A 26,073-nucleotide genomic window follows, 5' to 3' on the forward strand; every position below is an offset into this window, starting at 1 on the left:
GTCAAAAAATTTAAGAAATAATTAAAGGTAAATAGATTAAAATAAACAATTTGGTATTTTAAAAATAAGATGTTGATCTTATTTTTTTATACAAAGGGAGTTTAATATGGAAAAAATCAATGACCAACAACAGATTCGCCTTGGTAAATTAAAGCAATTACAAAAACATAATGTTGCTTATTTACAATCTAAATTCACCCATGATGATTGAAATCAAATTTATAATAAATATCACAACTTCGAATCTCAGGAACTAGTTGAATCAAAGGTTCAAGCTAGTTTTGCTGGTCGTTTAATTGCGCAAAGAGGTCCATTTTTAGTAATTTTAAGTAATGGGGAGCAAATTCAACTATATGTTGACAAATCTTCAAACCAAAGCTTACAAATGCAATTATTTTTGCAAAACCTTGATCTTGGTGATATTGTTGAAGCTCAAGGAGTTTTGTTTAAAACCAAAACAGGGCAATTAAGTTTGAAAGTTCAAGAATTTGTCTTACTCACTAAATCTCTCAAACCTTTGCCAGATCAATATTATGGTCTAAATGATGCAGAAGAAAAATATCGTAAACGCTATCTAGATTTGCTAGTTAATCAAAAAACTCGCCAAACATTTATAGCTCGAAGTAAAATAATTTCTCAAATCCGTTCATTTTTTGATAACCAAAATTATTTAGAAGTTGACACTCCTTCTTTGCAAGCAATTCTAGGAGGGGCTAGTGCTAAACCCTTCATTACTCATTACAATGCCTTACACCAAGATTTTTATTTAAGAATTGCCACCGAAATTCCACTTAAAAAATTATTGGTTGGTGGAATTGACAGGGTTTATGAAATAGGAAAAATTTTTCGCAATGAAGGTGTTGACTCTACACACAATCCTGAATTTACTTCGATTGAATTTTACCAAGCCTATGCAAATTTAGACATTATGATGGAGCAAACAGAAAACCTATTTGCAAACTTACTTGCATATTTAGGGCTTGGAACCAAAATTACTTTTGGCAAACATGAAATAGATTTTGGCCAAAAGTTTGCTCGCTTAGATATGGCCACAGCAGTTAGTGAAGCAATTGGGGCTGATGTTAATCAGTTAAATTTTGTTGAAATTAAAAAAATTGCTGATGAAAAAGGTATCAAAAGTGCTAATTTTTTTAACAAAGGACACATTATTGCTGAACTTTTTGCTCATTTAATTGAACCAAATTTAATTCAACCCACTTTTGTAACCGGACATCCAATTGAAATTTCACCACTTGCTAAAAAAGTAAGTAGTGAATCTTCTTATACTCAACGAGCCGAATTATTTATAGCGGGTAAAGAATTTGCTAATATGTTCAGCGAATTAAATGATCCATTTGATCAACTAGAGCGTTTTGAAGCTCAGATTGCTGAAAAAAATCTAGGTAATGATGAAACAAGTGAAGTTGACCATGATTTTGTTGAAGCACTTACTTATGGAATGCCGCCAGCTGGTGGTTGTGGAATTGGAATTGATAGATTAGTGATGTTATTAACTAATAACGAATCTATTCGTGAAGTTATTTTATTTCCACAATTAAAAAATAAAAAATAAAGGATAATTATGAAACTATTTTTTGCCTTTGATTTGGATGGAACATTGCTTGATTATCAAAATTTTATTCATCCAAAAACAATTAGTACTCTTCAAAAGGCCAAGGAACAAGGTCACATTTTAGCCATTGCTACAGGACGAGGCCTAAATGCAACTTTAGAAATAGCAAACACTATTCCTTATTTTGATTTTTTAATTTCTAATAATGGAACACTTATTTATGATTATCACAATAAACAAACTTACAATAATGGAGCTATTGAAAGTGAAATTGTGTTAGAAGTTTTAAAAGATTGTCAAACTACTAACTCAATTTGTTCACTTAGCACAGCAAACAATTTATACAAATTTGCACCTGAGTCAAATTATGATTGATTGAAAAATCAACATATTATGGACATTAATGCTTATAAAGACATTAATATTTATGAAATTGGTAAAGTTCTTGAATCTGAAAGTATTACCCAAATTTCTTTTCGAAATCAGGAAGATAAAATCACTGACTTACATAAAAAATGGTCAGCCCAACTATTTGACAAATACAAAACTACTATCACTAATCGTATTTTTTTAGATATCAATCCACTAAGAGTTGATAAATGAGAAGCGCTAAAATTTGCACTAGTTAAATCAGGATTGACTAATAAGCACTTAATTTCTTTTGGCGATAGTTCTAATGATTATGAAATGATTAAAAATTCTAGATTAGGTTATGCAATGGGTGGGTGTACACCAGATATTGCTGAAATTGCCACTAAAGTTATTGACTCTTGTACCACTGATGCAATTGGAAACCAAGTTGAATACATTTTAGAAAATAAAGATAAATTATTTTAAAAAAATAAAATAGCAAAAAACCTAGACAAACTTTCTGTCTAGGTTTTTTAATTTATCTTTTAATTATTAATTTACTTTGAATTATAGAAATCAGGATTTAGAATAAGCCACTTACCTGTTTTGGCACTACCAACATATTTAATATTTTTATTTTTAGTTAAACTTCTAATATCCCTTTTAATTGTAGCAATTGAAGCACTAGCAATTTGCTTTTGTAGTTCAGAAATAGTTATATTTGGATTTTTGGACATTAAATCGATAATTTTACTAAATCTTGAATAAATATCTAATTGTTTGTTTGTTGTTTGAGTATCATCAACAATTTTTTGAGTATCATTTTCTACTTTTTTGGTATCATAAATAACTTTTTGAGTATCATTTTCTTTTGTTTGAGTATCATCAATAGTTTTTTCAGTATCATTTTTGACTTTTTGAGTATCATTTTTTATTTTTTTGGTATCATCAACACTTTTTTGAGTATCACTATTTTTTCTTTTAACATCAAAATTAATTTGAGTAAAGTTTCTGTTAAATAAAATTAATTTAACAAAATTAGATTGAATTATATATTCCGGTTCCTTGTGAAAGCCTGAATAACTCTCAAAAATTCTTCCAACACCTGTGCCATAATTTTCAATTATTCCAATTTTATTTAGTATATCAACAATTATTTGATTTCTTCGGCTCACAAATCCATGTTTTAAAGATTCTAGTGTTACATTTTTTGGTAAACCACCAGGAGATAAAATAGATACTTTATCATCAAAAAATTCAATTTTAATTTCTCCATCAAAACTTCAATTACGATGACAAAATGAATTAACAATAGACTCACGCAAAGCAACTTTGGGAATATCATAAATTTCTTGCCTACTTGGTTCACCTGAAATTAAAACTTTTTTACGATTTAATAATTTTGCAAAATCAATAATTTCTATTAATTGTTTTAAAATAGAACCTTCAAATTCTTTTTTGTCCAAAAATATTTCTACCGTTACGCCTTGGTAAACAGCAAATTTACTTATTTTTGGATTTTGGTCACTAAAAAGCAAGGCAGCATTATTATAATTACCATTAATATCTTTTAGTGATAATGCCATCAAATCAAAAGGAATTTGTTTTGATTTGAAATAATTTTCAAGATAATTAAAAGTCAAATTATTTTGTGGGATATTAATTCTTTCAAAAGGGATTTGGTTATGTGAAATAAACATTTGTTTTATTTCTTCATCGCTAGCCAATCTTTTTGAACTACCAACTCTTATATAAACACCTTTCCCATTAAAACCATCACCATTTTTGAAGTAATAAGGTTTGTGTTGTCCCTCTTCAATTGATATCTTAAAAGAAGTTTCATTAGCAAAAATTTTTATTAATGATCGTGCATCTGAACTAAATGCGTCATTAATCCAGTTTGTTAATATTTCATTTCAATAATTAGATTTTTCTTTTATTTTTTCCTTATGAGTTTTTCCAGAATCATCTACACCCAAAAGAATTTGCCCGCCTTTTGTGTTTAAGAAAGCAACAATTTCTGCTTTAAAGTCTTTATCTTTTTTAGTCAAATCTAACTTGAATTCTGTTCTTGAATCTTCCATGATATATTTTCTATGTTGTATAAATTATAGTTTAAAAAAATATATTTTTTCTTTAAATTCCTGTGTTTTTAGCTGGCAAAAGAGTTAAAAAATAGTATAATTATTAATTTAAAAGTTTGGAGGTAACAAGATATGGCACTAGATAGTCTTGATGGTAAATACGCTTTCAAAGAAGGTGAGGCATATAATTTATTTTGAATTGGTAATTTTAATGTACCGATTTATGCTTTTGTTATTGTTTTAGGAATGATAGCCTCAATCATTACTATTGGTTTCTTTTGGAAACGTGAAGGTTATAAATTAGATCATTTTTATACTTTAGTCGCAATTACAATTCCAACTTCTATAATTGGGGCACGTTTAGGTTTTATTGTTGAGCGTTTAGTTGTTGGTGATATTGCAAGTTTAGCCCATTGATACAACCCGCGAGAAGGTGGGATGTCAATTCAAGGAGGGGTGTTTTTACCCACTATTGCCAACTTAATTTATGCATATTATAAAAGACAAGATTTTGATTGACGCAAGGCTTTTAGTTTTATTTTACCAGCAGTTTTAATTGGACAAGCACTTGGTCGTTGGGGAAATTTTACAAACCATGAAGTTTATGGATACATTGATGAAACAGGTGCCTCAGTAAATTGATTAGGAAGTTTTATTCGTGACAATATGTATATAACTGATAGTGTTGGTACTGGACTAAGAGTTCCTTTATTTTTCTATGAGTTTTTAACATCTTTATTTGGATATATCATCCTAGTTTGAGTTTTCAACCTATTTTCATGATTAAAACCTGGAGCAACAGGAGCTCTATATATTCTTTACTACGGAATTGTTAGAAGTTCTATGGAATACTTACGTCAAGAACATTATCCATACTATTTGGTCTTATCTATATTAATGATTATTATAGGCCTTTTATTATTTGTTCGTTTCCAATTTTTTGCAGATTATATTTTTGAAGGAAAATATAAATTAAAATTAGTTTACAAACCAAGATATAGAAAATCTATAGAAAAAAATTGAGGAATTCATTGAATTCGTTGAAATCGAATTAAAGAATAAATTAATGATAATAGTAAAAGTAGTGATACAATTCAAATTGCTATTTAGCAAAAATAAATAAATTTAAAGGAGAAATAAATATGAAACAATATGATGTTATTATTATAGGAGCAGGTCCTGCTGGTTTAACAACTGCTCTTTATGCTTCTAGGGGTAATTTGAATGTTCTAATTTTAGAAAAAGGAGCACCAGGTGGTAAGTTGCCTAGTCAATCTAAAATTGAAAACTGACCTGGAGATGAAACAATTGAAGGTGCTCAACTTGCACTTAGAATGTACAAACATGCCTTAAAATTTGGAGCTAGTCACCTATATGGTGAAGTTTCTAATATTGAATCAAAAGGTGAATTTGAACACTATGTTCATACAACAGATGGTGATGTTTATCAAACCAAATCTGTTGTTGTAGCAACTGGTATGGTGGAAAGAAAACCACTAGATATCAAAAACTTTTTAGATTTTGAAGGTCGTGGTGTTTCTTATTGTGTGATTTGTGATGGTCCTTTTTATAGTGGTAAACCATCTGTAATTATTGGTGGTGGAAATTCAGCTGTTGAAGAAGGTTCTTTTTTAGCTTCTATTGCTTCAAAAGTTCACATCTTAGTTCGTGATGGGGCTTTTAATGCTGAAAAAAAACTTATTGATGAATTAGTTTCTAAAGAAAATGTTGAAGTTCATTTTAACACTAAAGCTTTAGAATTAAAAGGTGATGAAAATGGATTACAAGAAGTTGTTGCTGAAACAGAAGGTAAAACATTTTCAATTGAAGCTTCATCATTATTTCCATATATTGGTTTTTTACCAGCTACCAAATTTTTAGCAAATCATGATACCTTAAATAAACAAGGTTTTGTTGTGGTGGATCAGTATTGCGAGTCTAAAACCAAAGGTATTTATGCAGTTGGTGATGTTCGTGAAAAAGATATTCGACAAATTGCAACTGCTGTTAATGATGGTGCTATTGTTGGAAAAATTTTAACTAACAGAATTTCATCTTAATACAAGATCAATTATATAAAAAGCAACTAAAATTAGTTGCTTTTTTTCTTTTAATTAAGCTGTTTAAACATGTTCTATAAACAAGTTTCTAGCAAATTTTATTAAGAATTGTACTATCAAAAACAATAAATAAGTTAATTTAAAATTTTTAACTTAATTAATTAAATGAATGAATGAATGAATGAAAAATAATTAAATTAAAAAACACAAATACGTTTAAATATTTGTGTTTTTATTGTAAATTAATTTTAGTTAATTATTAGTGTGCGTATTTTAAACCTAATGCATTTAAAATAGTTTGAATAATAAAGTTAAATGGTTTGTTGAAGTGTGGTAAGAAGTAGAAGTCTGATAAAGCAATTTCTGGCAATGTCATTCCACGTTGGATTGCAAGTGATAAGAAGTAAATTGCCTCAGTGTGGTTGAACGCATGTCCATATGAACCAATTTGTGCTCCTAAAAGTTTAAGAGTTTTACGGTCATAGGTAATTTTGAATCAAACTTTAGATTTGTGTTGCATAAATTCTGGACGGTCGAAATCTTCTAGATATTCTGTTGCAATATCACCAATTCCATTCAACTCACATCCTTTTGAAGTGTATCCTGTTGATGCAAAGTTAAATCCAAAAACACTAATTGCATTTGTTCCAACATAACCTGGGAATTTAATGTTGGTGTTTCCAGCAGCGCTAAATGCTGCAACAATTCCTGATTTAACAGCATTAGTTGCTAAAGCAATGTGAGCGTGTTCACCAGTAACATTATGTTTCATTGAAGCTGAATCACCAATTACATAAACATCTTTGTCTGTTAAACTTCTTTGATATTCATCAACTTTAACTGCACCATTTCTTGTTTTCTCAAATCCTTCTAGTAATTTGGTGTTTGGTACAAATCCAATTGATAGGATAACAAGGTCGGCTTCGTAAAGTCCTTTGTCAGTTTTAACAGCTGCAACTTTTTTACCATCTGGTTGTGCAATAAATTTTTCAACTTTTTCACCAAGAGCTAATTTAAGCCCATCATAACGCATTTTTGATTCCATTTTGGAAGTGAATTCTTCATCAAAATAGTTTGAAATAACTCTTTCTTGCATATCAACTAAAGTGGTATTTTTACCATTTAAGCAAAATGCTTCAGCTAGTTCAACTCCAATGTAACCAGCTCCAATAACAACAACATTTTTAATTTCTGGATCATTTAATTTTGCTCTAATTTCTTTAGCATGAGTAAATGTTTTGGAAATTAAGATATTTTGTAAGTCAATTCCTTCAAATGGAGGAATAATAGGTCATGTTCCACCAGCAAATACTAATTTGTCATAGGTATCAGTGAAAGTTTGACCTGTAACAAGATCTTTAACTTCAATTGTTTTTTTAGCACGATCAATTGAAATTACATCGTGTTGCAATTTAGTTTGAATCCCCATACGTGATAATTGATCGATGTTTGAGTAGAATAAACCATTTGGGTCTTGGAACTCACCACGTACTCAAAGTGCAATTCCACATCCTAAAAATGAAATATCAGTGTTACGGTCATAAGCAACAACTTCAGCTTGAGGGTGAATTGTTTTGAGAGTTCTTAAAAAAGATGTACCAGCGTGATTGGCACCAATAGATATAATTTTCATAAAATTACGCTCCTTATATAATATAATTAGTAATTATACCAAATTAGAAAAAAATAGAAATAAATGTGCTATGTTTTGCAAGTTGATTTATCTAATTTATTAGATAAAAAAATAATAACAACTATTTTTACAAATGAATATCATAGTAAAAAAAAGAATTCCTTTAAGAATTCTTTTTTTTTAGTTTGTTGAGTTATTTGAGTTTTAGGACTAGATAATTATAATTGGTATATTTTTTAAAGTATTATATATAAGTAAAAATTACAATTTAATTCTAGAAAGCAAAAAAATTGCAGCAGTTTCTGCTCTTAGTATTGTTTTTGTTAGTCTAATTGGCTTGAAACCCGAAATTTTAGCTAGATCAATCTCACTATCACTAAAACCACCTTCAGGCCCAACCAAAAAAATAGTATTTGTGAGAAAAAGTGTATTAAAATTCTCTTTGTCTACTTTTTCATGAGCAATAAATTTATGCTCAATATGTTGATATTCATTTAATAAATCCTTTAGATTTATAGGTTTTTCTATAGTTGGAATAATATTTCTAAAAGATTGTTGGGCAGCATGAAGGACTATTTCTTCTCAGCGTTTGATTTTACTTTCAACATTGTTGATTTTGCTTTCGCAGTGTTGACTTATAAAAGGAATTATTTTTGTAACCCCTAATTCTGTGGCCTTTTGAATTACAAGTTCAAAATTTTTGGGTTTAATTAAAGCCATACCTAAAATTACAGGTTGCTCAAATTCATGATTTTGTAGAATTTCAGATTCAATTTTGGCCAAGTTAGGAGCAACAAAACTGCATTTAAAAAATTTAGATTCATAAACGCAAATAAATTGTTTATTTTCAAGGCGTACAACTTTGAGATGTTTGACAGTTGTTGTAGAAAGAACAAAAAAATCACCTTGTTTTTGATTGACGAAAAAACGAAACATAGGTTTAATTTTATAGTATTTTATTTTTTTCAAGTTTATAAAATCAAAAAAGCAACTAAGTTGAATTTATTTGCTAAAATTTAGATTAGAATCCAGGAAAATATTAATTAAATAAAAAGGACAATTATGAATAAGAAAATTAGTTCAAAACAAATTAGGCAACTATGATTAGATTTTTTTGCTAATAAAAATCACCTTGTTGTTGAAAGTAAGTCACTTGTTCCACGCAATGACCCATCACTTTTGTGAATCAATTCAGGAGTCGCAACTTTAAAAGATTATTTTACTGGTAAAAAAACACCGCCCAGCAAACGAATAACAAACTCACAAAAAGCTATTAGAACTAATGATATTGAAAATGTTGGAATCACTTCTAGACATCACACAATGTTTGAAATGCTTGGTAATTTTTCAATTGGTGATTATTTCAAAACAGAGGCTATTGCTTTTGCTTTTGAATTTCTAACAAAATACTTAAAGCTAGAAAAAGATAGACTTTACATAACTTATTTTGCAGAAGATGAAAAAACTAAAAACCTTTGACAAGAACAAGGCATTCAGTCTGATCATTTAATTGCCGGAACTAGAAAAACTAACTTTTGAGATATGGGACTTGGACCCTGTGGCCCTTGCACTGAAATTTACTATGACAGAGGTTCTAAATTTGATTCTCGCGGTGTTGAATTGATACAAAATGATATTGAAAATGATCGTTTTATAGAAATTTGAAACATAGTTTTTTCAGAATTTAATAATGATGGTGAAAATAACTACACACCTTTAATTAATAAAAACATCGATACTGGAGCAGGTTTTGAACGAATTGTTTCAATCTTGCAAGATGGACCTACTAACTTTGATACTGACCTTTTTCTCCCTATAATTGTTGAAGTTCAAAAACTAACTAGCTATGTTTATAAACCTGAAAATTACTTTGAAAAAGAAGAAAAACAACAAAAAATAAACGCTTATTTTAAAGTTATTGCAGATCACATTCGAAGCGTTGTTCATGCAATAAATGATGGAGTTGAACCTTCTAATACTCATCGTGGATACATTATTCGAAGATTAATTCGAAGAGCTTATCATAGTGGGAAAAAATTAGGAATTCAAAAACCTTTTTTACACACTTTAGTTGATACAGTTAAGGAAACATTAATTTATCCAATTGATGTTGAAAAAGTTGCCAAAATTATTGAAAAAGAAGAACAAATTTTTGAAAAAACTATTGAAAATGGTGAAATTTTATTAAGTAAAGAAATTGCTAAAAATCAAGGAACCTTTGATGTACAAGTTGCCTTTAAACTCTATGAAACATACGGCTTTCCTATTGAATTAACTAAAGAAATACTTGCCGAAAAAGGTATAGATATAAATTTTGATGAACTAGAAAAGTTGAAGGTGCAACATGCACAAGTTTCTCGTGGACAACAATTTGTTGGAATGGAAAAAGCTGTTAATTCTTTAGCACTTGTAGAGTCTAAAATTAGTGAATTTATTGGTTATCATACTTTAGAGTCACAAGCTAACATTGTCTTTTTAGCTAACTCAGAACAAGAGATTGAGGAAAGTCAAGCAGGAGATCAAAGTTATGTTATTTTTGATAAAACCCCTTTTTATGCTACAGGAGGTGGACAAAAACATGACCAAGGTTTTGTGGTTCAAGGTGAACAAAAATTGGAAATCATCAAGGTTTTTAAAGATAAATTTTTAAATAATGTTCACATTATTAATGGTAAATTAATTAAAAATTTACCTGTTGATTTAGTTGTAAACAAATCAAATCGCACTAATTTAGAGCGTAATCACTCAGCAACCCACTTACTATTTAAGTCGCTTCGTGACCAATTTGGTTTGCAAATTAAGCAACTTGGTTCAGATAATAATGAAAATCGTTTGACATTCGATTTTCCAGCAGATGTTAAACCAACAGATGAAGAAATTCATCAAATTGAAGCTAGAGTCAATGAGTTTATTGCTAAAGGAGTTGATAGGCAATACTTAGAAACTAGCATTAAAGAAGCAGAAAAACTTAATGCAATTATGACTCTTGAAGAGGCAGAGTACATGGATCCAAAAAATGTTCGTCTTGTTCATTTTGAAGGTTTAACAACCGACTTATGTGGCGGAACTCACATTGCAAATACATCACTAATTGAAAAATTTAAGATTGTTTCTTGTCAAAATAAAGGAACTGGAATTTATAGAATTAGAGCAATTACTACAAATGAAAAATATCTTGAATTTATGCAAGAAGTAAATTCTGAAAAAGAGCAAAATTTAGCTAGAATAATTGCCAAAAACAAGGAACTCAGCCCAAATTACAACCTAAATATTTTGCTTACATCCAATCAAGATAAAAATAGTGAACTTCTTGATAATTTAATTGAAATAGCTAAAAATGACTATAAAAATCTATTAAAAGCACAAAAAAATGATGTTAATCAGTTGGTTTTTGATGCAAATAAAATTATAAAAATTAACAATTACAAATTTTATTTGGATTTTACAATTCCAAATTCATCATTAAAACAAGTAGCTGCCACTTGAAGAGAAGAGCACCCACACGTTTGCTTTGTTTTAGGATCAAAAACAAAGCAAGATAATTATTTATTGGTTGTAGCTTCTAAGGACTTAAAAGCTAATGAAGTTTTACAAAAAGTTTTACAAACCTTTGGTGGCAAAGGTGGTGGAAACCAAATTATTGCACAAGGTAGCTTTATTTTTAAAGAAGAAATTGAAACTATTGACGAACAAATATGCAAAATACTAGCAGAATTTTAGCCATTGACTTTGGAACCAAAGTGTGTGGGTTTGCTATTAGTGAACCCTTAACTGGCAATATTTTTCCACTTGCTAGTTTTGAATACAAAAATAAAGATTTAATGCAAGTGATTAAAAAAATCAAAAATATTATTGTAGATTATGATGGGAGTTTTCCAATATCTACTTTGGTTTTAGGTTATCCACTCAAATCAGGTCATCTCAAAACTCAAACTACACTTTTTGTAGAGCAATTTTATCAATTGCTTTTAGCAAATTTTGCTAGTTACAAAATAGAATTAGAAGATGAATCGTATAGTAGCAATGAGGCTAAAGTAATTCTAGATGAGTTAGAATTTAGTCCTACAAAATATAAAGAAAAAATTGACCAATTAGCTGCATATATTATTTTACAAAGATACTTGAGCAAAGCGAATGTTTAAAATTATCTCACTTTAAACAATAATTTGTCTTATAGTCTGTTGTTTTTAAATATTTAAAAACAACAGACTATAACAAACCACACCAACCTATAACAACCTATAACATTACCATAGAACAATTTGTATTATTGTACTTTCTAGATACAGTACCCCAGAGAGTACCCAGAAAACTTTAATAAAAATAAAAAAATATAATACAATTTATATAAATAAAAGGAAAATATGGGAGATAAAGATTTTTGTATTTCATTAAAGTATAAAAGTGAATCATTGAAATTAGAACTTAAGAGCCAATGAATTTTAAATAAAGCTGAAAAAAATAGAAAAATTTTAAACACTATTAGTGCTTTTTTGAATACCAAAGGTGGAACATTAGTGATAGGTATAACTGATGAAAAACGAGAAATAATAGGTATTAGCAACAATATAGAGGAAATTAAAAAAATTAAAGGTGATATTGAACTGCTATTTTAAATTGTATATCTCCATCTACATAGCAAAATCTTATTGTGTTAGATACCCATTTGTGTGAAGATAAATTTTTAATATCTATCAAAGTTTACATATGGATGAGAACAAGATTCCATTTTTCTTTCTTTTTGGATTTTTTGCCATAATTCATTTATTTTAACTTTATCTTCATTCTTGATTTTTAGAATTGCATCTAAAGTGAGAGCCTTAGGAGAAAAACGTGAATCATAAATACAACTAAAAAAATTAAATAATGAATCATTATCTAGGGCATCAATCATTTGTTCTAAGTTCTTCCAATTTAATATTTCTTTAATAAATTTAATTTTAACTTCATTCTCTACAAGTCAAAACAATTTAATTAAGAATCTAGAATATTTAGATAATCTATCATCGCCTCATGGAATTTGATTTATTTCAAATATGCGCTTAATTAATTTATTTAAATTAGATTCATTTTCTTTTTGTTCGTTCAATATTTTAGATATTGCAAATATCAATGATATTCTATCATATTCATAATTGTCAAAAGACTCCAAAATGTCCAAGTTTATTTCTAATCGTTCAATCTTGTGTAGGAATTGAAATTCTTCCTTAATGAATTCTTCAGGAAAAAGAAATGAAAATCTTTTTTCAATTTTTTTAATTTTTTCAGATGAACTATACTTTAAAAAAGATGCAATATTTGTTCCTTGATTTTCTAGTAGTTTAAAAAAATCATTTTTATTATATATATTCTTGACATAATTATTGTATTTATCATCTTTTTCAAGATTTGTATCAAGAAATTTCTGACTATCAAAAGGGTCTTGCATATAAATGCAATAATTATAAAATTCATAAAAATTATAAGAATGTTTACATTTTGTGCAATAGACTTTTCGATCATTGGGTGAATTATATCATAGAGAAGAAAAAACGGAATATCTCAAAATTTTATTTGTTTTTTCATTTTGCGTTAAATTTTTTTCTAATATTGCTCAAATGCTTTCAAATCATCCATTTAATTTATTTAAAATTTCATTTCTATGTTGAATGATAATTAAAGGTTTTTTTACATTTTCTTGAAATAATTTACTTTGATGATTTAATAATTTCTTAAAAGTTTCAGGAAACTTATTTTTTAAAATTAAAAAAGATAATACTGAAGTATAATCTGAATAATGTTCATTTTTATTTTGTTCTCAATAAATTATAAATTCATTGTGTAAATTATGTATTTCTCTAACACTATTAAATAATTTATGTGTAGACCTTACTAATAATCTGAAATTTCAATTATTATCTCAATATTCTTCACCAAAAAGTTGTTTAAAATAATTTATAGAATCAAAGTTATTTACAATAGGTATAATTGGTATAGAAATATCAAAGAATTTAATAAAATCATCCTGTTTTTCAAATAAATCTGGTTTTACAAGATAAATAAAATTTATTTTTTGATGGTGTGTAAATTTGTTGTCTATATTATTATGTAGATATTTATTAATAATTAAATTTAACTCTCTTAGTTTTTGAAATATTAAGTTATTGCCAAATCTATCTAGATCTTCAAAAACAAAAATATTTTTTTCACACTTAGAAAAAATATATATTAGTTCTGCAAGGTTATTGTCGAATTCTGATAATTTATTAACTTCCATTCGAACTTCAAGATTTGCAAGTTTGAATTTTAAAATTATTTTATAGGCATAGTTAATTATAGTTTTAATTTTTCATATTAGTAATATAAATAGAAGGATAGATAACCCACTAATAATTAAAAATTTTAATCAATCTAACTTACCTACTGAAGGAAATTTGTCTCAAAAAATATTAATACCTATAATTAATGTTGATAACACAAAAATTCCAAACAAAATTAAAGCAATACGCTTTCAATTTACTTGGTTAAAAGATAATTTATACTTTGATAAAGGTATTTTTGTTGGATCAACTTGAGAAACTAATTGGTTTATAATTTGTTTTTCAAGCAATACTGTGGTTGCTAAATCATCTTTTGGATTTTTATAATAATTACCAATAATAACTTCAATATATTTGTCTTTATATTGGTCATTATTTTTTAAAAAACTTTTAAAAATAGTACTTTTACCAATACCATAATCACCAGTAATTGCTATATTAGTGTATTCAGGATTTTCTAGTGAGTCTTCAAAGTGTTTTTTATAAATTTTGTATTTTTGGTCAAATTCTTCTTTGTTTATGTGTACTTCTTTTAAAGTGAGTAATTTACTATCATCTACATTACTTTCCATAAATACAAATTATAATGAAAATATTTTATTAAAGAAAAATAAAAATTAATAAGTATAGCAATTTTTCAATATTTTACTCATTAGCAGTATCTATAAATTTTTCAATTAATTGATTGTATTTTTCAAAAATATCATTCATTAGTTCAGCTAATTTTTTGTGCATTTCAATATTTGTTTTTCTAAAGCTAAATTTAATAAGATTTGCAAATTGACTTGTTTCAGAATCAAAATTACTTTTTCTAAGAGATTTATTCAAGTATTCAATAACTTCTTGCCTATTTACATTAATATTTTCTTTTTTAATAGTATCAAACATTAAAATTAAATCTTTTTTAGATTCTTCAGTTGAATATTGTGACAACTCATAAGTTGTCATTTTAGAAATTTTACCTTGAATTTTGGTAATAAAATTTCTAATTAATTCTGATTTTTTTCTTGTATCATATGAGGCGTTTGCTGTTGTTTCAGCTTCTTTGCTTAATTGATCAATACTAATAGTAGGGTTGTTTTTTGCATTTTTTTGAACAATTTCTAAAACATTAGCCAAGTCATATCTCATGACTTCTCACATTTCAACTTCATATTCAAGGTCATCTTCAATGCTTTCTTTATCTGCATTAATCATACGTTTGAGTTTGTCTCTAATTTCGTGAAAAGCACTTTTGTAATTATCTAGTTTAGTACCACTTAAAAGTATTTTATCACCGGTGAACTCAGGAAAGCATTGAAGAATTAAGTCCAGTTTAAGTATTCTAGAAAATGCTTTAACAAATTTTTTATAAGTTGTTTTGTCTTGTATGGTTTGCCAATCAGAATTCTCGATTGGAAATTGTTTAAGTAATCGTTCAACATTTTTTTTGTAACCATCACGATCAAATAATATAAATCGAATATTTTCACTTGCTGGATTTTGATGACCATAGTAGTAATTGTTAAAACTATCAAAAGAAATGAATGTTTTTACTTCTTTTCCTTCTGCAAAAATTTGAAAGGCTTTTTCTAAATTATATTTCAAATTACGAAATGAAATAATATTGCCCTTTGGTTTTAAAGCATTAAAAATCCGATTGGTTCTTGAAATGGCTTGAATAAGTCCGTGATCTCTTAATACTCTATCTATCCAAATAGTATTAAGTCTTTTGGAATCAAAACCAGTTAGAAAAATATTAACAACAATTACAATATCTAATTCTACTTTTTTGATTTTATCTGCAACATCGCCATAAAAAGTATAAAATCTATTTTGGTCAATGTAGTTGTTTCTAATGTATTTATTATCATACATTTGATAAAAGTCATCAATTACATTTGCCAAAAAATCTTTATTTGACTCGTTCAATTGCTGAATTTCTAGATCGCTACTTTCAGCTTCACTAGCACTAAAAATTGTAGTTACCTTAATTTTTTTATCCTCATCTAGATTTGCTATTTGTTTTTTAAATTCATCATAATATTTACGAGCAAGTTCGATATTTTGAACAGTAAAAATTCCATTAAAACCTGGATCGTTTGGTCTTAAATTTTTTCTTGTGTATATAGGATGGTTTTTTAAAATTGATTCTACAATTTTAGATATTCTTTTTGGCGATGCTAAAGCAGAATCTTCATCAATATCGATAACATCACGGTCATTCATATTCTTTTTTTCTAAAAAATTAGAGTAATGTTCATAGTGAAAACCAAGAACATTACCATCAGCCATAGCATTTCCAAGTGTGTATGAATGTAACTGATTTTTAAAAATATTTTCAGTTGTCAAGTTAATGTTATCTAGTATTTTATCTTCACTTTTTAAAAATTTTTTGTCATTGGTTAATTTTTCTAAAGTTTTTAGTGCTTGTAAATTGCTATTTTCAGGAAAAATAGGTGTTCCAGTAAAACCAAAAATATATGATTTTTTAAATTTATTGTGAATATTTTGTTGCATTTGTCCAAATTGTGAACGATGACACTCATCAAATATTAAAACAACATTTTCATTTAAAACCGGGATATTCTTTGAATTATTATTTTTAGATGACAAAACTTTATTTAGTTTTTGAATTGTTGTTATAATGATTGAATGATTTTTATCATTTAACTTTTCTTCTAAATTTTTAGAGCTAGAAACACCTTGTGCCGCCCCTTTTTCAAAACTATCATATTCTTGTTGAGTTTGACGATCAAGATCTTTTCTATCTACAACAAATAAAACTTTTTCAATAAAATTTATGCCTTTTTCTTTTAATCTGGCAGCTAATGTAGCCGCTTTAAAAGATGTAAGAGTTTTTCCAGAACCTGTAGTATGTCAAATATAACCTTTGGATTCATTTTGATTTCATTTTTTATTTATGTAGGCAAGTCTAATTTGATTAAGTATTCTTTCCACGGCTGTTATTTGATAAGGTCGCATAACAAGCAACTTAGGATTTGCACTATTTTCACGTTCTAGTACACAATATTTTGTAAGAATATTTCACAAAACAAATTTACTGAAAAAGTAGTAAGTAAAATCCACTAAATCAATAATTTTTGTATTTTTTGCATCTGCTCAATGTGAAGTAAATACATAGCTTTGTTCTAGTTTTTTTTTGTCATTTGTATCAGCTATAGTTGTATTTGAAAAATATTTAGTTTCAGTCCCATTTGAAATGACAAATATTTGCACAAATTCAAATAATCCTGTTTCAGCTCAGAAACTTTCGTTTGTATATCTATGAATTTGAGCAAAAGCCTCTTTGATGTTTACCCCACGTCTTTTTAGTTCAATATGAACTAGTGGTAAACCATTTATCAAAATTGTTACATCATATCTATTTTGATACTTATCACCTTTGTTTTTGACTTGATTAACAACTTGAAAAGAGTTATTAAAGTAATTTTCTTTGTCAATTAATTTTAAATTTTTAGAACTTCCATCATCTCGCCTGATGCTAAAAATTTCTTCTCTTCTTGATTGAATGAGTTTGGTTTTATCAATATTTGTAAATTTTTTATTAGCTATTTTTTCAGTTCAAATATAATTTCATTCATTTTCACTAAAAATAGTTTTGTTTAATTCTTCAAGTTTTTTTCTTAAATTTTTCTTGAGTTCATCACTATTTTTAATGTGTGCAGCATATTCATAACCAATTTCCCCAAGCATTTCTATGAATAGATTTTCAAGATCTTCTTCGCTTTGGTAGTACAATTCTTCTTTTTTTTGTTCTTTGAATTCAGATACTACAACTCAATCTTCACTTTGGATAAATGGTTTAAAATATTTTTTCATAAAAAGTCTTTCTCAGATTAATTTTGGATTAGTAATTTAATAATTTTACTAAAATAATATTGATATTGATTGGAAATTAATATTACTTGATTTTCCAAAATATCTATTAAATTATTGTTATTTTCTTCTAGTTGTTCTAAAATATTAACTATTGAATTTTGTTTGTGAATTGGTGGTAATGTGATTGAAATATTTGAGATTACATCTTTTCCTAAATTAGGGATTGCTGAATCATTATTTACATATAGTCTTGCAACATTATTTAAAGCATATTTAATATATTTTATGTTATTGTGAGTTTTAGGAATTAATAACCCACAATGACTATTCATGTTGAATTTCCCATTTCTATAAAAGATATGTCCAGCATAGCCATCTGTGGTTCATGTTAAAAACTCACCGTCATAATCATAAGTGTTGATTTTACCAATTTCGCCATTATTTTCAGTAGAGCCAGAATAAACAGGATACTCTCCAGGGTTTTCTAAAATATACTCTGTAGTATATTTGCTATTTCCTCTTTTAATGTCAAATAAATCGGAAATCAAAAATTCTCGTGGCTCGTTTGAAACATTTTGCATTCAATAATTAATCAGAATGATTAATTCGTCTCTCTCTCTCTCTCTCTCTCTCTCTCTTATCTAGTAGAACATCAATAATACTTTTTTGATAAATACCAAATTGTTTTTTTCTCAATTCTATTTCATTGTCCATAGAGTTGATTAGTAAGTTATTATTTTCATCCAAATTAGACAAAAATTCAACAATTTTATTTTGGATGTGAATTGGTGGTAAAATAATTGGAATTTTTGCTATTGCACTTGATTTAAGGCTATAATAATTTTGTTTAATAAAAGTCACATACTCTTTAGTAATATTGTTTAAAATAAATTTAAAAAATTTTAAATTTACCTGGTGTCTATAATTGTGTTTAATTGATAGTAGTCCGCAAGCTCCAGTTATACTAAATTGCCCATTTCTATAAAAAACATGTCCACCATAACCAGCAGTGGTTCATGTTAAAAATTCACCATCATAATCATAAGTATCAATTTTACCAAATTCACCATCATTTTCTATTGCTCCAGAATACACAGGATAGTCTCCAGGATTTTCTAAAATATATTCTTTACTATATTTACTATTCCCACTTTTGATTTCAAATAGATCAGAAACTAAGAATTCTTGATTTTCATATAATGCATTCTGCATTCAATAATTAATCAAAATGATTAATTCGTCTCTCTCTCTCTCTCTCTCTCTCTCTCTATTTCTCTTATCTAGTAAAATATTAATAATACCTTTTTGATAAAGGTTAAATTGTTTATCAGTTAAAACAATATTTTCATTCAAACTCTTGTTTAAATTTGAATTTGTTTCTTCAAATTCATCAAGAATTTCTGCAATTTGGTTTTGAATTTTTAAAGGTGGTACTAATATATTTATTTTATTAATGTCTTTTATATGTAATTGTGGAATTGGTCCACTATAATTGCCATATTTTTTAATATTATTTCTTAAAAAATAAAATAAAAATTTTAAATTATATTTATCAGCATTATTATCTTTTAATTTGAATGCATAACAAGATCCAGTTATACTAAATTTTCCATCTCTATAGAATGTAGTACCAACAAGACTACCTCTTGAAGTTACTGTAAGATAAGTTCCATCAAAATCAAAAGTGTTAATCATTCCCATTAGTCCTTCATTTTGAGATGCACTAGAATAAACTGGATACTCCCCAGGATTTTCTAAAATAAAATTTTTAGATATTTCTTTTCCTGAAGATATTTCAAATATTTCATTAATTGATACTTTGCTTATTGCAAAATTATTAATTCATTTCTGAATTTCATTAGCAATTAATATTAATTCGTCTCTCTCTCTCTCTCTCTCTCTTATCTAGTAAAATATTAATAATACCTTTTTGATAAGTACTAAATTGCTTGTCAGTTAAAACAACATTTTCATTTAAACTCCCGTTTAATTTAGTACTTGTTTGTTCAAATTCATCAAGAATTTCAACAATTTGGTTTTGAATGTGAATTGGTGGTATGGGAAGTGAGATTTCTTTTAAATTTGTTAGTGGCAGTTTTGGCCGCCCACCATTTTCATTCCTATATTGGATAGCAATATGTGAGAGCAAAAAATAAAAATACTTTATGTTGATTTGATTTGATTTTGCTTGTAGCACACAGGAATCAGAGTTTATACTAAATTTCCCATTTCTATAAAATACATGTCCAGCATCTCCATTTAGAGTTGCAGTTAAAAACTCACCATCATAATCATAAGTGTTGATTTTACCAAGTTCACCATCATTTTTTGTAGCAGCAGAATAAACCGGATAGTCTCCAGAGTTTTCTAAAATATACTCTTTAGTATATTTACTATTTCCTCTTTTGATTTCAAATAAATCACTTAGAAATTTATATTCTATTAATGAACTATTTTGCTTATTAGAATTTTCTTTGAATAATAAATTATGATAGTAGTTATATTGTTGTTTTCGTAATTCTATTTCTTTAGTAATAGATTGAATTAATGAATTTTTGTTTTCACTGAAACTAGACAAAAAATCAACAATTTGGTTTTGAATGTGAATTGGTGGTATTGGAAGTGTGATATTTGAGATTACATTTCTACCTAGATTTGGAACAGCACTACTACTATTTACATATTTTTTAGTAATGGCCTCTAAAACATATTTAATATATTCTATATTGTTATTTGTTTTTGCTTTTAATAATCAGCAATTTTGACTCAAACTAAATTTACCATTTCTATGAAAAAAAGTTCCAGCATGTTCGCCACACGCTGTTAATATTAAAAACTCACCATCATAATCATATGTATTGACTCTACCCATTTCTCCATCATTTTTAGTTGCTCCAGAATAAACAGGATAATCTCCAGGATTTTCTAAAATATACTCTTTAGTATATTTGCTATTCCCTCTTTTGATTTCAAACAACTCAGCAACTTTTTTTAACTCAATTTTGTCTATATTTTGTTTGATTAGTTCAATTAATTTATCAAATTGTGACATCTTAAAACTCATTTTCTTCTATTTTTTTAATAAGTAAATCTATAGCATTTCTGTGCTTTTGTTCTTCTAGAACAAGTTCAGAAATTTCTTGATTAAGTGTATTAATATCTATTTCTTTTTCAGGTTCTTGTTCAACATACTTAGACACAGATAAGTTATAGTCATTTTGAATAATTTCATCAATGCTAACTAACTTGCTGCGATATTGAATTTCTTTTTTATCCTTGAAAATGGATGTAATAAATTCGATATTTTCATCACCTATTTTATTAAGTTTTGGTAACTTTTGAAATTGATCGCGAGCATCTATGAATAATACTTTATCATCAACTCTACCTTTATTTAAAACAATAATACATGTTTCAATACTTGCACCAAAGAAAATATTTCCAGGTAAATGGATAACAGTTTCTAATGCTTGTTCTGTTAAATATTTTCTAATATTTTGTTCTGGACCCTTGCGATACAATGTTCCAGGAAAGCTAACAATTGCAGCTTTTCCATTATTTTTTAAGTGGTATAAAATGTGCATAGCAAAAGCTAAATCAGCTTTTGATTTTGGAGCTAAAGCGCCAGCTGGGCTAAATCTTTCATCATTTTGTAATTGAGGATTTTCGTCTACATTTCAGGAAATTGAATAGGGTGGATTAGAGACAATAACATCAAATTGTTTTTGGTCATGTTGTGGATTTAGTAAAGTGTCTCCATGAGCAATTTTAAATTTGTCATAAACAATATTATGTAAAAACATATTCATTCTACAAAGATTGTATGTTGCTATATTAACCTCTTGTCCATAAAACGCTTCAACATTAATATTTGGATTTGATTGAAACTTTAAAAGTAGAGAACCTGTTCCACAGGCCGGATCATAAACTTCAATTGATTTTTTTTCTTTATTGATAGTTGTTAAGTTTATAAGTAATTGAGAAACTTCAGGTGGAGTAAAAAATTCACCTCCACCTTTTTTTACCCCTTTAGCAAACTCTTCCATTAAAAATTGGTATAGTTCGCCAAACATATCCATATTGTCTAATTTTATGTCTAGATCATTAATTGCAAATAAAATTTCAACAAACCGACGATTTCTCTCACTTACTGATAAACCAATTTTGGTATTTTCCAAAGACAAACTTGTAAAAAGTTTGTCCAAAGGTTTATCACCTTTTGAAGTCACACTATCTCTTTCTATTGTTTGAAAAATTTGACTTAGTTGTTCATTAAGGTTTGCATTATTTTTTGCATCTTTTATCAAATTGCTAAAAAGATGAGAAGGTTTGATGAAAAAACCGGTAATTCTTATTATATTTTCTTTATACTCATTAGCATTTTCATCTGTTTCTTGACTATAATCGTAATCATTATCATGACCATCTTGTTTATCATTTTCTTTTAATTTATAAACTAAGTGCTCAGAAAGAAATCTATAAAATAAAAATGTAAATATATATTCTGAAAACTCAATGGGACTTGCATTTTTACCTCGCAATTTATTTGCTAGTTTTCAAAAATTATTAAATAATTTATTTCTATCTTGATTGTTATTGGTATTATTTACTTCCATTTTGTTCCTTTGATAGGTATTATATTTTCAAAATATAAAAAAATCCACTACATTAGTAATGTTTTATATGTAGTAGATTTTAATTATATCAAAATTATTTGTTTTGAATTGGATGCAATCCAACTAAGTCCGCTTTTTCTATAAAGGTAATTGAAGCTCCACCACCAGTTGAGATGTGGCTAAAAAATGATTGAAGTCCTTGGCTTTCAACGGCAGCAACTGAATCACCACCACCGATGACACTATAACAATTTGGTAATTTAGCAATTATTTTAGCAACTGAAAGAGTTCCTGTTCGAAAGTTACTAAATTCAGCAACTCCTAAAGTTCCATTTCAAAGCACAGTTTTTGCTCCTTGCAATTGTCTTTCAAATAATCTAATTGATAAAGGTCCAAGATCCATTCCCATTGCATCTTTGTGAATTTCAAGTGGATTATCGTGGAAATAAACTGGTTTGGTGTCTTCAAACTCATAACTACAAGCAACATCAATTGGCAAGACAATTTTGTCTCTATATTTATCCATTAGATTGCGCGCCAATTCTAATTTGTCATCTTCGACAATTGACTGACCGATTTCAAAACCTAAAGCTTTTCTAAATGTATAAGACATTCCACCACCAATTAAAACTTTATCAGCTTTTTGTAGCAGTGATTCTAAAACTCCAATTTTATCAGAAACTTTTGCTCCTCCAACAATTGCCATAAAAGGACTTTCAGGACTTTCAACAACTTTTGAAAGTGCTTTAAGTTCTTCTAAAACTAGATAACCAAGCGCTGATTCACTAATGTGGGTGGCAATTCCTACATTTGATGCATGTTCACGATGCATTGTTCCAAAGGCTTCGTTAATGAAAACATCTCCTAGAGATGCTCAATATTTTCCAAGTTCTTCACTATTTTTGGATTCTGCTTTATTATTTAAATCTTCAAAACGAGTATTTTCTAGTAAAATGATTTCCCCATTTTTCATATTTTCAATAGCTTTTTCAACTTCAGGACCTCTGGTATGTGGAACAAAAGTCACTTTTTTTCCTAAAGTTTGCTCTAATTTTTCAGCAACAATTCGAAGAGATTTTTTAGCAAGGTCTTCTTGTGATTTAATTCTTCCAAGGTGAGAAAATAAAATTAATTTTCCACCTTGGTTTATAACTTTATTAATACTATTAATTGTTGCATCAATTCTTTTAGTTGATGTGATTTTTCCATCTTGAATTGGTACATTGTAATCAACACGCATTAATACTTTTTTGTTTAAGAAATTAATGTCTTCAATTGTTTTTTTATTTGCAAAACTTGAATTATTCATAAATTTGCTCCTTTATGCATAAATTAACATATAATATTATAAGATAAAAATCATAAGTTGAAACCTATTTTAAAATAATTTGGTTTTATTTTTTAAATGCTATAAAAATAAACAAATTTTATTTAAAAGTATGCTTTTTATGGTAAAATTTTTAAAATAAAATTTAATACAAAACAAAAGAGAATCGCTATGGGGAAAAATAAAATTCTTAAATTCTACAGTTCTGAATTATGCTATGAAAACAATGGGCAACGTGTTTGCCAACATTCACTTCGTTATGACAAACAAACCATTGGTGTTTTTGCTAATTTTTTTGACTTATTAGTAAAAATTAATAGTCTTAACTTAGTTGCACGTCTTTGAGTGCGTCAAAATAAAAAGTTTTCATTAGTTGTTAGATTTCCATTTAAAAGAAGTCTTGATTCTCTTAATACTGCAGATATCCAAATGTTGTTAGATAAAATTGCTGATCCATCTAGCACCGGCGATATTATTGAACAACTTCAATACACAGAAGAAGAATTTGTGCAAGTTTTAGAAGAACAAAATAACAACAAAGATCTTAATATTTCCAAAACTATTAATAAAATTTTATTTGATGTTGAAAGTGATGACGAACCTGTTGAGTGTGAAATTTGCCAAGAAACACTTCGCGAAGATGAAATAGATTGTGGTTGCGATTCAATAGAAATCCATCGAGCTGACTTTGAAGGATTTTCTTGTGATTGCCCAATTTGTTTATCTGATAAACATGCACACACCTATGAGGAACCAAGGGTTGAAGAAGAACCTTTATACTTATGTGAATGTGCCAAATGTTTGGGTCAAGAAGTTGACGAGCCATTAAATATAATTGAAGAAACAGATTGCAAATGTGAAAGTTGTGTTAAAGGTTTTGATGACATTAAACCAATTATTATAGATGAACCAACCACTCAAGATTATCCATGTCATTGCCAAAACAATCAACAATCCAATGCTCAATTAATTCAAACCTACTTTGATGAATCATTATACAGTTGTAATTGTGTAGATTGTGCTAGTGAACAAAAACAAGTTGAAGAATTTGTAGATGAACCTGAAATAAAAGTTGGAACTTTATTGAGCAATAGTTGCAAGGGTGTTCGTTGCCCAATCTCAAAAGAAGAAACTTCTGATGAACCAAAAACAGAAGTTCTTGAACCAACTATTGATGAGTCAAAAACAGCTTATGAATTGCCTTATGAATGTTTTTGCCATGAGTGCCAAAATCCAGTTCCATCTAATCTTGATTACTTCTTATGATTCAAACAATCTCAACCAAAACAGATAGACTACACATTACCTTATGAGTGTCAGTGCCACTTGTGCAGTGGGCAAGAAATTGAGTTGAGTCTTGACTATATTTTGGCTGAAACTTCTGTAAATAAAGAGCAATTAGAAGAAGTTTTAATAGCAGATGAACCAATTATTGTTGACAATTTTGAGTCAAAATCAGAAATTTTATGCAATTGTGATCACAATGAATGTGATGAGCCACAATTAGATCCAATTGTTAATTTGGATCATTTAAATGCACCACTTTTAGCACCTACTACAACTGCGACAAACTTTGAGTGTCCAGCTTGCCAACATGTTGCTACATGTGACTTTTGTCAAAAATATAAATTGTACTTGCTTGAAGCTATTGAGTGTCCAGGATGTCAAAAACTATTTGCTGACCGTGGAATTTCAATAGAAGAATTACTAAAATCTTATTTCCCACACATTAGTTATGATGGTAAATCTCATGGTTCTCAGTTATGTAGTTTAAGTACTTCTGAACAAGAATGCCCACTTGCTAAATTAAAAGATCAAAAATTCATTGATTTACACGATGAAAATCGTGGAATTATTTACACTCCAGAAGATGGTGTAAGTAGTGGCGACTATGATGAACTTTTAGAAGGAAATGTTAATACCAAACGTGGTTATGGTGGAGGTGGAGTTGGTGGTCCAGCAACTGGCCAAGGTGTGGGTCGCTTTGCAGTTGATGATACTTCAGCAATTATTGGTGCTGTTTCTGAAAAAAACAAGCCAGATGAAGAAATTGTTTTAGTTACAACTAAAAAAACAGGCTTTTGAGGAATTCCTGCTTATGTGCTTTGATTTATTGTTTTTGCACTAATAGCAGCAATTATAATTATAGTTGTTATGTTCTTTGTCTTTGGTTCAGGACTAATTTAATTTCAAACTTTTTAAAGATTCATAAAAAAACTAGTTTTTACAAACTAGTTTTTTTATTTTTTCAAAAACTTTTAGGTTTGAAAAAACAAGTCAAATCAATGAGTTTTTTAAAAAAAATTAA

At 27.8% G+C, this 26,073-nt stretch carries 18 protein-coding genes; 8 read left to right on the plus strand and 10 right to left on the minus strand.

Annotated features, from left to right (window positions below; all coding sequences use genetic code 4):
• Positions 1 to 106: 106 nt before the first annotated feature.
• Entirely contained in the window at positions 107 to 1,573 is a 1,467-nt protein-coding gene (lysS, locus tag MYB_RS00995) for a lysine--tRNA ligase (RefSeq protein ID WP_022935513.1), read from the plus strand.
• A gap of 9 nt (positions 1,574 to 1,582) precedes the next feature.
• A complete protein-coding gene (locus tag MYB_RS01000) occupies positions 1,583 to 2,410 on the plus strand; it encodes a Cof-type HAD-IIB family hydrolase (protein WP_022935512.1) in 828 nt (275 codons plus the stop codon).
• Positions 2,411 to 2,481: 71 nt separating this feature from the next.
• Here the strand turns inward: MYB_RS01000 and MYB_RS01005 are convergent, their stop codons facing one another.
• Entirely contained in the window at positions 2,482 to 4,008 is a 1,527-nt protein-coding gene (locus MYB_RS01005) for an ATP-binding protein (RefSeq protein ID WP_022935511.1), read from the minus strand.
• Positions 4,009 to 4,140: 132 nt separating this feature from the next.
• On the opposite strand from MYB_RS01005, the gene lgt reads away from it, so the two are divergent.
• Complete coding sequence (gene lgt / locus MYB_RS01010; RefSeq protein ID WP_022935510.1) at positions 4,141 to 5,070, plus strand: prolipoprotein diacylglyceryl transferase; 930 nt, start codon at positions 4,141 to 4,143, stop codon at positions 5,068 to 5,070.
• 80 nt (positions 5,071 to 5,150) lie between these two features.
• Complete coding sequence (locus MYB_RS01015) at positions 5,151 to 6,068, plus strand: NAD(P)/FAD-dependent oxidoreductase (protein ID WP_022935509.1); 918 nt, start codon at positions 5,151 to 5,153, stop codon at positions 6,066 to 6,068.
• Between the two features lie 259 nt (positions 6,069 to 6,327).
• Here MYB_RS01015 and MYB_RS01020 read toward each other — a convergent pair whose 3' ends face one another.
• Both MYB_RS01020 and MYB_RS01025 read right to left on the minus strand, forming a co-directional pair.
• Positions 6,328 to 7,701: an FAD-dependent oxidoreductase gene (locus MYB_RS01020; protein ID WP_022935508.1), complete on the minus strand. Its 1,374-nt coding sequence runs from the start codon at positions 7,699 to 7,701 to the stop codon at positions 6,328 to 6,330.
• Positions 7,702 to 7,962: 261 nt separating this feature from the next.
• Positions 7,963 to 8,637 (minus strand): 16S rRNA (uracil(1498)-N(3))-methyltransferase, encoded by a 675-nt coding sequence (locus MYB_RS01025; protein WP_025279603.1) that lies wholly within the window; start codon positions 8,635 to 8,637, stop codon positions 7,963 to 7,965.
• A 126-nt stretch (positions 8,638 to 8,763) separates the two neighbouring features.
• Between MYB_RS01025 and alaS the strand changes: the two genes are divergently transcribed.
• The 3 genes from alaS to MYB_RS01040 all read left to right on the plus strand — a co-directional run bounded on the left by alaS (position 8,764) and on the right by MYB_RS01040 (position 12,317).
• Positions 8,764 to 11,421, plus strand: coding sequence for an alanine--tRNA ligase (gene alaS / locus MYB_RS01030; RefSeq protein ID WP_022935505.1), 2,658 nt, complete (start codon positions 8,764 to 8,766; stop codon positions 11,419 to 11,421).
• The gene (gene ruvX / locus MYB_RS01035; RefSeq protein ID WP_022935504.1) at positions 11,397 to 11,843 is read left to right on the plus strand and encodes a Holliday junction resolvase RuvX; all 447 of its coding nucleotides are present in this window, start codon (positions 11,397 to 11,399) and stop codon (positions 11,841 to 11,843) included. Before alaS ends, ruvX begins: the two co-directional genes overlap by 25 nt.
• 222 nt (positions 11,844 to 12,065) lie before the next feature.
• Positions 12,066 to 12,317, plus strand: coding sequence for an ATP-binding protein (locus tag MYB_RS01040; RefSeq protein ID WP_022935503.1), 252 nt, complete (start codon positions 12,066 to 12,068; stop codon positions 12,315 to 12,317).
• Positions 12,318 to 12,385: 68 nt separating this feature from the next.
• On the opposite strand, the gene MYB_RS01045 is transcribed toward MYB_RS01040, so the two are convergent.
• From MYB_RS01045 to MYB_RS01075, 7 genes are all read right to left on the minus strand, one after another.
• Positions 12,386 to 14,572: a YobI family P-loop NTPase gene (locus MYB_RS01045; RefSeq protein WP_022935502.1), complete on the minus strand. Its 2,187-nt coding sequence runs from the start codon at positions 14,570 to 14,572 to the stop codon at positions 12,386 to 12,388.
• Positions 14,573 to 14,645: 73 nt separating this feature from the next.
• Complete coding sequence (locus MYB_RS01050; RefSeq protein ID WP_022935501.1) at positions 14,646 to 17,822, minus strand: type I restriction endonuclease subunit R; 3,177 nt, start codon at positions 17,820 to 17,822, stop codon at positions 14,646 to 14,648.
• A 17-nt stretch (positions 17,823 to 17,839) separates the two neighbouring features.
• Complete coding sequence (locus MYB_RS01055) at positions 17,840 to 18,403, minus strand: restriction endonuclease subunit S (RefSeq protein ID WP_022935500.1); 564 nt, start codon at positions 18,401 to 18,403, stop codon at positions 17,840 to 17,842.
• Between the two features lie 7 nt (positions 18,404 to 18,410).
• Positions 18,411 to 19,727, minus strand: coding sequence for a restriction endonuclease subunit S (locus tag MYB_RS01060; protein WP_318023977.1), 1,317 nt, complete (start codon positions 19,725 to 19,727; stop codon positions 18,411 to 18,413).
• Positions 19,681 to 20,886: a restriction endonuclease subunit S gene (locus tag MYB_RS01065; RefSeq protein ID WP_084626635.1), complete on the minus strand. Its 1,206-nt coding sequence runs from the start codon at positions 20,884 to 20,886 to the stop codon at positions 19,681 to 19,683. The genes MYB_RS01060 and MYB_RS01065 overlap by 47 nt, the downstream gene beginning before the upstream one ends.
• Positions 20,876 to 22,438, minus strand: coding sequence for a type I restriction-modification system subunit M (locus MYB_RS01070; protein ID WP_022935615.1), 1,563 nt, complete (start codon positions 22,436 to 22,438; stop codon positions 20,876 to 20,878). Before MYB_RS01070 ends, MYB_RS01065 begins: the two co-directional genes overlap by 11 nt.
• A gap of 94 nt (positions 22,439 to 22,532) precedes the next feature.
• Positions 22,533 to 23,747 carry a phosphoglycerate kinase gene (locus tag MYB_RS01075; RefSeq protein ID WP_022935614.1) on the minus strand — a complete coding sequence of 405 codons (1,215 nt, stop codon included), beginning with the start codon at positions 23,745 to 23,747 and terminating at the stop codon, positions 22,533 to 22,535.
• Positions 23,748 to 23,936: 189 nt separating this feature from the next.
• Between MYB_RS01075 and MYB_RS01080 the strand changes: the two genes are divergently transcribed.
• Positions 23,937 to 25,952 (plus strand): hypothetical protein, encoded by a 2,016-nt coding sequence (locus MYB_RS01080; protein ID WP_022935613.1) that lies wholly within the window; start codon positions 23,937 to 23,939, stop codon positions 25,950 to 25,952.
• Positions 25,953 to 26,073: the final 121 nt, after the last annotated feature.

Origin of the sequence: Mesomycoplasma bovoculi M165/69, assembly GCF_000524555.1 — a bacterium.
Classification (GTDB): domain Bacteria; phylum Bacillota_I; class Bacilli_A; order Mycoplasmatales; family Metamycoplasmataceae; genus Mesomycoplasma; species Mesomycoplasma bovoculi.